We start from the raw sequence: 7,215 nt of genomic DNA on the forward strand, positions 1-7,215 counted from the left end.
GCTTACGGAAGACTTTTCAAAACAGTCTACGGTTATGAAATTTAATGAGGGAAATATTATGAAGTTCGGACGCAATGCGCTTTTGCTTGCTTCAACCATCGCAACCGCGATCTCTGCCCCAGCAATGGCACGTGATACGATCCAAATCGCTGGCTCTTCAACCGTTTTGCCATTTTCTTCTATCGTTGCAGAAGAGTTCGGCCAAACCTTCCCACAATTTAACACGCCAGTGGTCGGTTCCGGTGGTTCAAGTGGCGGTTTACGTCAGTTCTGTCAAGGTGTCGGTGTCAATACCATCGATATTGCTAACGCCTCACGCGCCATTAAATCTTCTGAAGTGGAAAGCTGCCACGCCAATGGCGTGACAGAAATCATTGAAGTCAAAGTCGGCTATGACGGCATCGTGTTCGCATCTCGTACCGACAGTGGGACTTTTGCCCTTAAGCCAGAGCATGTGTTTAAAGCGGGTGCAGCACAAATTCCGCAGAATGGCAAAATGGTGTCAAACCCTTACACCAACTGGAAACAAATTGACGCCTCTCTTCCTGACCAAGAAATTCTGCTTGTGATACCAGGTTCTAATCACGGCACGCGTGAAGTGTACGAAGAGAAAGTCGTTCACCCAGGTTGTGAGACTTTTACCGAAGTCAAAGCGATGGACAAAAAAGCCAAAGGCAACTTCTGTAATGCAATTCGCACCGATGGTCGCGTAGTTGAAGTCGCTGGCGATTATACCGAAACCCTCGCTCGTCTTGATGCTCAGAAAAATGCGCTTGGTGTATTTGGCCTAAGCTTCTACGACCAAAACCGTGACCGCTTGAAAGTGGCGACCGTTAACGGCGTAACCCCAAGCTTAGATACCATTGGCAGCGGGCAATACCCAGTTTCTCGCCCACTGTTCTTCTACATCAAGAATGCTCATGTCGGTGTAGTACCGGGAATCCTCGAATACGCACAGTTTTTTGTGAGCGAACAAATGGGCGCAACGGGTAGCCCACTGGAAGCGGCAGGTCTTATCCCAATGGATGATAAAGAGCGCGCTCAGGTGTCGCAAAACATTAAAAATCGCAAACTCCTTTAAGGCTCTCTGATTAGCTTGGGCCAGCGTTTTTCGGCTCAAGCTAACGCTTTAATAAGGTAAGAATAACAATGAATAATCTGATGCTGATGGTGGTACTACTGGCGGTAATGACACTGGCTTACCACTTAGGGCTGACGCGCAGTAAAAAAGTAGCATCAACCAATGCTGGAACTCAGCGTTTACACTCTCGCCCTGTTTATCACGGCATGCTAACCCTACTTTGGTGTGTGGTTCCTGCTTTGTTAATTTGGATCGTATGGAGCCTATGTTCTCCCATACTGATTCAGCAAATGGTAGTTGATAGCCTTCCTACGGATCTGCAGCCAACGGCCGTGGAGGGTGCTCACGTACTGATGAATAAACTGCATAATATCGCCAGCGGTTTCGCTGTACTCGATAGCTTTTCTCCTCAAGAAATTACCACCGCAGACTACTTAAAGCAGTTAGAACAACGCAGCTATTTATTACTCACTGGTTTGATGGCAACGGTTGCCGCGGCCGGATTAGTCTTCAGCACTCGACAAATTCGCCCTGATCTTCGCGCACGCAACACAGTCGAACGTGCACTGCATATGCTGCTGATTCTGTGTTCTGGTGTGGCGATTTTAACCACGGTAGGCATTGTTCTTTCTATGGTTGGAGAAGCGTTACGTTTCTTTAGTTTTGTTAGCCCGAGCGAATTTTTCTTCGGTACGACTTGGAACCCACGTTTCTCAACCGTAGGAACAGAGAACCAAACCGGCTTTGGTATGTTGCCATTACTAGCAGGAACCTTTTTAATCGCGTTGATTGCCTTAATCGTCGCTATTCCTATTGGCCTGATGTGCGCCATTTATCTGGCTGAATATGCGCCAAGTCGCGTTCGCTCGATAGCCAAACCGATTATTGAAGTGCTCGCAGGCATTCCCACCATCGTCTACGGCTTTTTTGCTTTAATCACCGTAGGTCCCTTTCTGAGCGAATTGGGACAGTGGCTCCATATCGATATTCGTGCCACCTCCGCTCTAACAGCGGGGATTGTGATGGGCTTAATGGTGATTCCCTTTATTTCCTCTCTATCCGACGACATTCTTACTCAAGTGCCCAAAACACTAAGAGATGGCTCGCTTGGCCTTGGCGCAACCAAATCAGAGACCATTCGCAAAGTGGTTCTACCCGCCGCGCTACCCGGTGTCACTGGCGCTATTTTGCTCGCCGCCAGCCGTGCGATTGGTGAAACCATGATTGTGGTTCTCGCTGCCGGAAACAGCCCAGTATTGACCGCCAACCCATTCGAAGCAGTCTCTACCATGACGGTCACCATCGTCAACCAACTGACCGGTGATACCGATTTTGCTAGCCCACAATCATTAGTGGCCTTTGCACTTGGTTTGACCCTGTTTGTGATCACGTTATGCCTTAATGTGATCGCGCTCGTTATCGTACGTAAGTACCGTGAACAGTATGAGTAACGCCATGGACAACAGCATTCAAATGACTAACCTTCAAGATGACGATGCTTATGCGCAACGTAATGAAACAAAACTGCGCATTGCTCGCTCGCTGAAAAAACGTCACAACAGTGAACGTCGCTTTAGAGCTTTCGGTATTGGCGCGGTTGCCTTAGCGTTAAGTTTTGTGGCGATATTATTTACGTCGATTCTTTCCAAAGGCATTCCGGCATTTTGGCAAGCCACCGTGACATTAGATGTCTATTTTGACCCAGATGTGGTGAAAATTGATCCTAAGCCCATCCAGCAAAGCGATGAAAGCCCAGCACAATTCAGACAGCGCATGCTGACATGGCAAAGCAGTGTTGGCATGGTTAATTTTAACCGTATTATCGTCAACAGTTTGGCCAACGAGATCCCTGAAGCGACTCGCTACCAGCGTGATGCGATCAAATTGATCACCAGCGGCGAGCGTTTTGCTCTACGCGATATGATAGTCAATGACCCTTCACTGGTCGGCCAAACCTTACGTCTTGATTTACTGGCGGAAGCCAACGTCGATGTGTGGTTGAAAGGCAACATCGACCGTGACCTACCCGACTCTCGTCAGCAGTTGAGTGCTCGTACCCGCGCATGGGCGGATGAGCTTGCTGAACGTGGCGTCATACAGAACAAATTCAGTACTGCATTGTTTATGAACGTCGATTCTCGCAGCTCATTAGCTTCGGCTGGCTTAGCGGGGGCGTTTATGGGCTCGGTCTTTATGATGTTAATTGTGATGGTCTTAGCTGTTCCTATTGGCGTCGCATCCGCGATTTATCTGGAAGAGTTTGCACCAAAAAATAAGCTCACCGATTTGATTGAAGTGAACATCAATAACCTAGCGGCAGTGCCCTCTATCGTGTTTGGTTTACTGGGGGCTTCAGTGTTTATTTTGTGGTTTAAGTTACCGCTTTCGGCACCATTTGTCGGCGGCTTGGTGCTAACGCTTATGACGTTGCCGACGGTCATCATCGCCACGCGTTCGACGTTAAAAGCGATCCCTCCCTCGATTCGGCAAGCAGCACTGGGTATCGGTGCATCGAAAACGCAAGCGGTATTTCATCACGTATTGCCTTTGGCACTACCGGGCATTTTGACTGGGGCCATTTTGGGTATCGCCCAAGCATTAGGTGAAACTGCGCCACTGCTCTTGATTGGCATGAGCTCATTTGTCGCCAGCGTACCTGCGACACCGCTCGATCAATCAACCGCGCTACCAGTGCAGATTTTCCTCTGGCAAGGTAACGAACTGCGTAACTTTTTTGAAGCAAGAACGTCTGCTGCAATCACCGTATTGTTAGCATTAATGATTAGCTTAAACGCGCTGGCGATTTGGTTGCGTCGACGCTTTGAAACTCGGTGGTAATAAAGATGATAAGTGAAGCTATTATGAACAAACACTCTCTTGTGATACCACAGGTAAAGAGCACAGCGAAAGAAGCAGCCCAAGCCACACAAATTAAAATGGCAGCGCGTGATGTGAAAGTTTTCTATGGTGAAACCAAGGCGCTACACGGCATCAATATGGATATCATTGAGCATGAAGTGGTCGCCTTTATCGGCCCTTCAGGTTGCGGTAAATCGACCTTTTTACGCTGTTTAAATCGTATGAACGACACCATCGACACGGCTCGTGTTGAGGGTTCAGTTACCTTGGACGGGCAAGATATTTATCACCCTAGCTTAGATGTGGTGCAGCTGCGCGCTCAAGTTGGCATGGTGTTCCAAAAGCCTAATCCTTTTCCAAAATCGATTTATGAAAATATCGCCTATGGCCCTAAATTACATGGCCTAGTGGATAATAAATCCGACTTAGACGAAGTCGTCGAAACCAGCTTACGCCGTGCGGGCTTGTGGAAAGAAGTCAAAGATCGCTTATCAGCACCGGGCACCGGACTATCTGGTGGGCAGCAACAGCGTTTGTGTATTGCTCGTGCGATTGCGGTTAACCCTGAAGTGATTTTGATGGATGAGCCTTGTTCGGCGCTTGACCCTATCGCGACCTCGATCATTGAAGATCTGATTGATGAGCTCAAAGGCAGCTACACCATTGCGATGGTGACACACAACATGCAGCAAGCGGCGCGCGTTTCAGATAAAACCGCCTTCTTCCACTTAGGTAACTTGGTTGAACTGAGCGAAACACGTGAGTTGTTCACCAACCCACGTGATAGCCGCACTGAAGATTACATTACTGGCCGTTTCGGTTAACGACTGTTTTAGGAGAACTTTATGACAACTCATGGTGTCGATGGGCACACCTCTCATAGCTACAATAGCGAAATGCGCTCTATTGTGGATAGCGTGGTGAATATGGGTGATTTAGTCATCGTACAGGTGCGGGACGCACTCGATGCGTTTATGACAGGCAATACCGAACTGGCCAAGCAAGTAATTGAACACGATCATAATATCAATTTGTTAGAACTGGCCATTGATCAACGCTGCATTGATATTTTAGTCAAACGCCAACCCGCAGCCCGCGATTTACGCGCGGTGTTTTCGATCATGAAAGCGATCATGGATCTTGAGCGAATTGGCGATCAATCTAAACGTATCGCTCATGCGGTGTTACGTTTAAAGGAGCACCATCCGGGTGACAAAGACTATTTTGATGGTATTGAATTACAAGAAGATGCGTTTGAAACAATTAACGCGAACGTGATCAATATGCTGCAAAAATCGATGAACGCTTTTCACGATCTCAATGCACACGATGCGCTAGAAGCAGCAATGTTAGATAAACAAATCGACAACAGCTACGGCGATATTTTGCGTCAAAATGATAAAGATATGCTGGTGCAAGGCACTCACTATCAAACCATTTTGGAGATCACGTGGATTGGTCGCGCGGTCGAACGGATTGGCGATCACGCGCGCAATGTTTGTGAGTACACGATCTATTTTGTCACTGGCTTAGACGTACGCCACCAAAAAGATCAAGCGATTGCCGATCTTTTAGCGAGTCAGAAAACCCGTTCGTAGTGATATTGCTCATTGGTAAAAAGGCTGCAAATTCGCAGCCTTTGATTTTTTCGGAAGACCAATCCGGTGTTTAAATCCGTTACGTCCCCATTCTGCCTTAAGAATTATGCGGTTTATCACTAGGATGAATGGCATAATATTTCTTTTTCATTCGCAGCGCGACGTTAACCAAAGCAATTAAAACAGGCACTTCAACCAAGGGCCCAATCACACCCGCAAATGCTTGATCGGAATTTAGACCGAACACGGCAATGGAGACCGCAATCGCCAGTTCAAAGTTGTTGCCTGATGAGGTAAAAGCAATTGAGGCATTTTGATCGTAAGGAATGCCCAGTTTTTTACCAATGAAAAAGCTGACAAAAAACATCACTAAGAAATAAATCACCAAAGGTATCGCAACGCGTATCACGTCCATCGGCAGCTCAATGATCATCTCGCCTTTCAGGCTGAACATCAAAACTATCGTCGCTAGTAGTGCCACCAGCGTAATCGGTGAAATACGCGGAATAAACTCCTCGTTGTACCATTGCTCACCTTTCGCGGCCACCAACCATTTGCGGCTCAAAAAGCCAGCTAAAAATGGGATGCCTAAATAAATCAGTACACTTTCGGCGATATCGAGAATGGTAATATCAACCACAAAACTCTCTAGCCCAAAATATGGCGGCAAAACAGTAATAAATAGCCACGCCATAAAACTGTAAGTGACAATTTGAAATGCACTGTTGAGCGCCACCAGCGCTGCGCCGTACTCTTTATTACCGCCACTAATATCATTCCATACCAGCACCATTGCGATGCAACGCGCCAGGCCAATTAAGATCAGTCCGACCATATAACCGGGGTAATCACGTAAGAAAATGATCGCCAATGCAAACATTAAGATAGGCCCAACAATCCAGTTCATCACTAAAGAGAGTGTGATGGCGCGTTTATCACGAGTCACTTCACCTAGCAGGCTGTAATTCACTTTTGCCAGCGGTGGATACATCATCAAAATCAAACCGATCGCCAGCGGAATATTGGTCGAACCGACCGACATGCTCTCATTCCACTGCGCCACTTGCGGAAAGAAGACACCGATCGCTACCCCGAGCCCCATCGCAAGGAAAATCCACAAGGTTAGATAACGATCGAGAAAACTCATTTTTTCGGCTGCAGAGGCTTCTGCGCAGACAGGTAATTCACTCATATATCACATCTCTCGGTCAGTCTAAAAAGGGAGCCGCACACAACTTTCTACTTACAGCCATGGCGAAATAGCAACGCTAAAATTTCATTCATTTTGACAAGATGGGCCAGCAATGCGCGTTAGCTCTTGCGCAATCAATGCGGTATTGTGGCTCAGCGTGATGTCCAATATCTGCACCATCCAGTTTTCCAGCTCAGGATTGATTTGGTAGTACACCCACTTGCCGCGCCGTTCATCAATCACTAGCTCATTTTTTCTCAGTTCAGCTAAATGACGGGACACTTTTGGCTGACTTAATTGCAACGCATTCATTAAATCACACACACACAACTGCCCTTTGTGCTTCATCAACAGCAAGGATTTAAGCCTCGTTTCTTCAGACAAGGATTTATAAAAAGATAAACTGCGGCACATAAACAATACATATGGAATATCGAATGTGTTTTAGTGTAAGGATCAAAAGAGTGGAAGTCAAACACCAGAAC

At 47.0% G+C, this 7,215-nt stretch carries 7 protein-coding genes; 5 read left to right on the top strand and 2 right to left on the bottom strand.

Features of this window, described 5'->3' with window-relative positions; translation table 11 throughout:
* The first annotated feature begins 58 nt into the window (after positions 1–58).
* The 5 genes from B9J84_RS04940 to phoU all read left to right on the top strand — a co-directional run bounded on the left by B9J84_RS04940 (position 59) and on the right by phoU (position 5,538).
* The gene (locus tag B9J84_RS04940; protein WP_094123671.1) at positions 59–1,081 is read left to right on the top strand and encodes a substrate-binding domain-containing protein; all 1,023 of its coding nucleotides are present in this window, start codon (positions 59–61) and stop codon (positions 1,079–1,081) included.
* Between the two features lie 68 nt (positions 1,082–1,149).
* Positions 1,150–2,532 carry a phosphate ABC transporter permease subunit PstC gene (gene pstC / locus B9J84_RS04945; protein ID WP_094123667.1) on the top strand — a complete coding sequence of 461 codons (1,383 nt, stop codon included), beginning with the start codon at positions 1,150–1,152 and terminating at the stop codon, positions 2,530–2,532.
* Between the two features lie 4 nt (positions 2,533–2,536).
* Entirely contained in the window at positions 2,537–3,919 is a 1,383-nt protein-coding gene (gene pstA / locus B9J84_RS04950) for a phosphate ABC transporter permease PstA (protein ID WP_404206391.1), read from the top strand.
* A 98-nt stretch (positions 3,920–4,017) separates the two neighbouring features.
* A complete protein-coding gene (pstB, locus tag B9J84_RS04955) occupies positions 4,018–4,764 on the top strand; it encodes a phosphate ABC transporter ATP-binding protein PstB (RefSeq protein ID WP_237666633.1) in 747 nt (248 codons plus the stop codon).
* Between the two features lie 21 nt (positions 4,765–4,785).
* Positions 4,786–5,538, top strand: coding sequence for a phosphate signaling complex protein PhoU (gene phoU, locus B9J84_RS04960; protein ID WP_017044462.1), 753 nt, complete (start codon positions 4,786–4,788; stop codon positions 5,536–5,538).
* Between the two features lie 97 nt (positions 5,539–5,635).
* Here phoU and arsB read toward each other — a convergent pair whose 3' ends face one another.
* Positions 5,636–6,730 carry an ACR3 family arsenite efflux transporter gene (gene arsB, locus B9J84_RS04965; RefSeq protein ID WP_094123669.1) on the bottom strand — a complete coding sequence of 365 codons (1,095 nt, stop codon included), beginning with the start codon at positions 6,728–6,730 and terminating at the stop codon, positions 5,636–5,638.
* 84 nt (positions 6,731–6,814) lie between these two features.
* On the bottom strand, positions 6,815–7,144 hold the full coding sequence (locus B9J84_RS04970) for a metalloregulator ArsR/SmtB family transcription factor (protein WP_094123670.1): 330 nt from the start codon (positions 7,142–7,144) through the stop codon (positions 6,815–6,817).
* Positions 7,145–7,215 lie beyond the last annotated feature (71 nt).

Source organism: Vibrio sp. V03_P4A6T147 (assembly GCF_002241085.1).
Lineage (GTDB): Bacteria > Pseudomonadota > Gammaproteobacteria > Enterobacterales > Vibrionaceae > Vibrio > Vibrio anguillarum.

Excerpts from the sequence above, each read along its gene's own strand:
- B9J84_RS04940 (WP_094123671.1), top strand. The coding sequence starts at position 59 with ATGAAGTTCGGACGCAATGCGCTTTTGCTTGCTTCAACCATCGCAACC.
- pstC (WP_094123667.1), top strand. The coding sequence starts at position 1,150 with ATGAATAATCTGATGCTGATGGTGGTACTACTGGCGGTAATGACACTG.
- pstA (WP_404206391.1), top strand. The coding sequence starts at position 2,537 with ATGGACAACAGCATTCAAATGACTAACCTTCAAGATGACGATGCTTAT.
- pstB (WP_237666633.1), top strand. The coding sequence starts at position 4,018 with ATGGCAGCGCGTGATGTGAAAGTTTTCTATGGTGAAACCAAGGCGCTA.
- phoU (WP_017044462.1), top strand. The coding sequence starts at position 4,786 with ATGACAACTCATGGTGTCGATGGGCACACCTCTCATAGCTACAATAGC.
- arsB (WP_094123669.1), bottom strand. The coding sequence starts at position 6,730 with ATGAGTGAATTACCTGTCTGCGCAGAAGCCTCTGCAGCCGAAAAAATG.
- B9J84_RS04970 (WP_094123670.1), bottom strand. The coding sequence starts at position 7,144 with ATGTGCCGCAGTTTATCTTTTTATAAATCCTTGTCTGAAGAAACGAGG.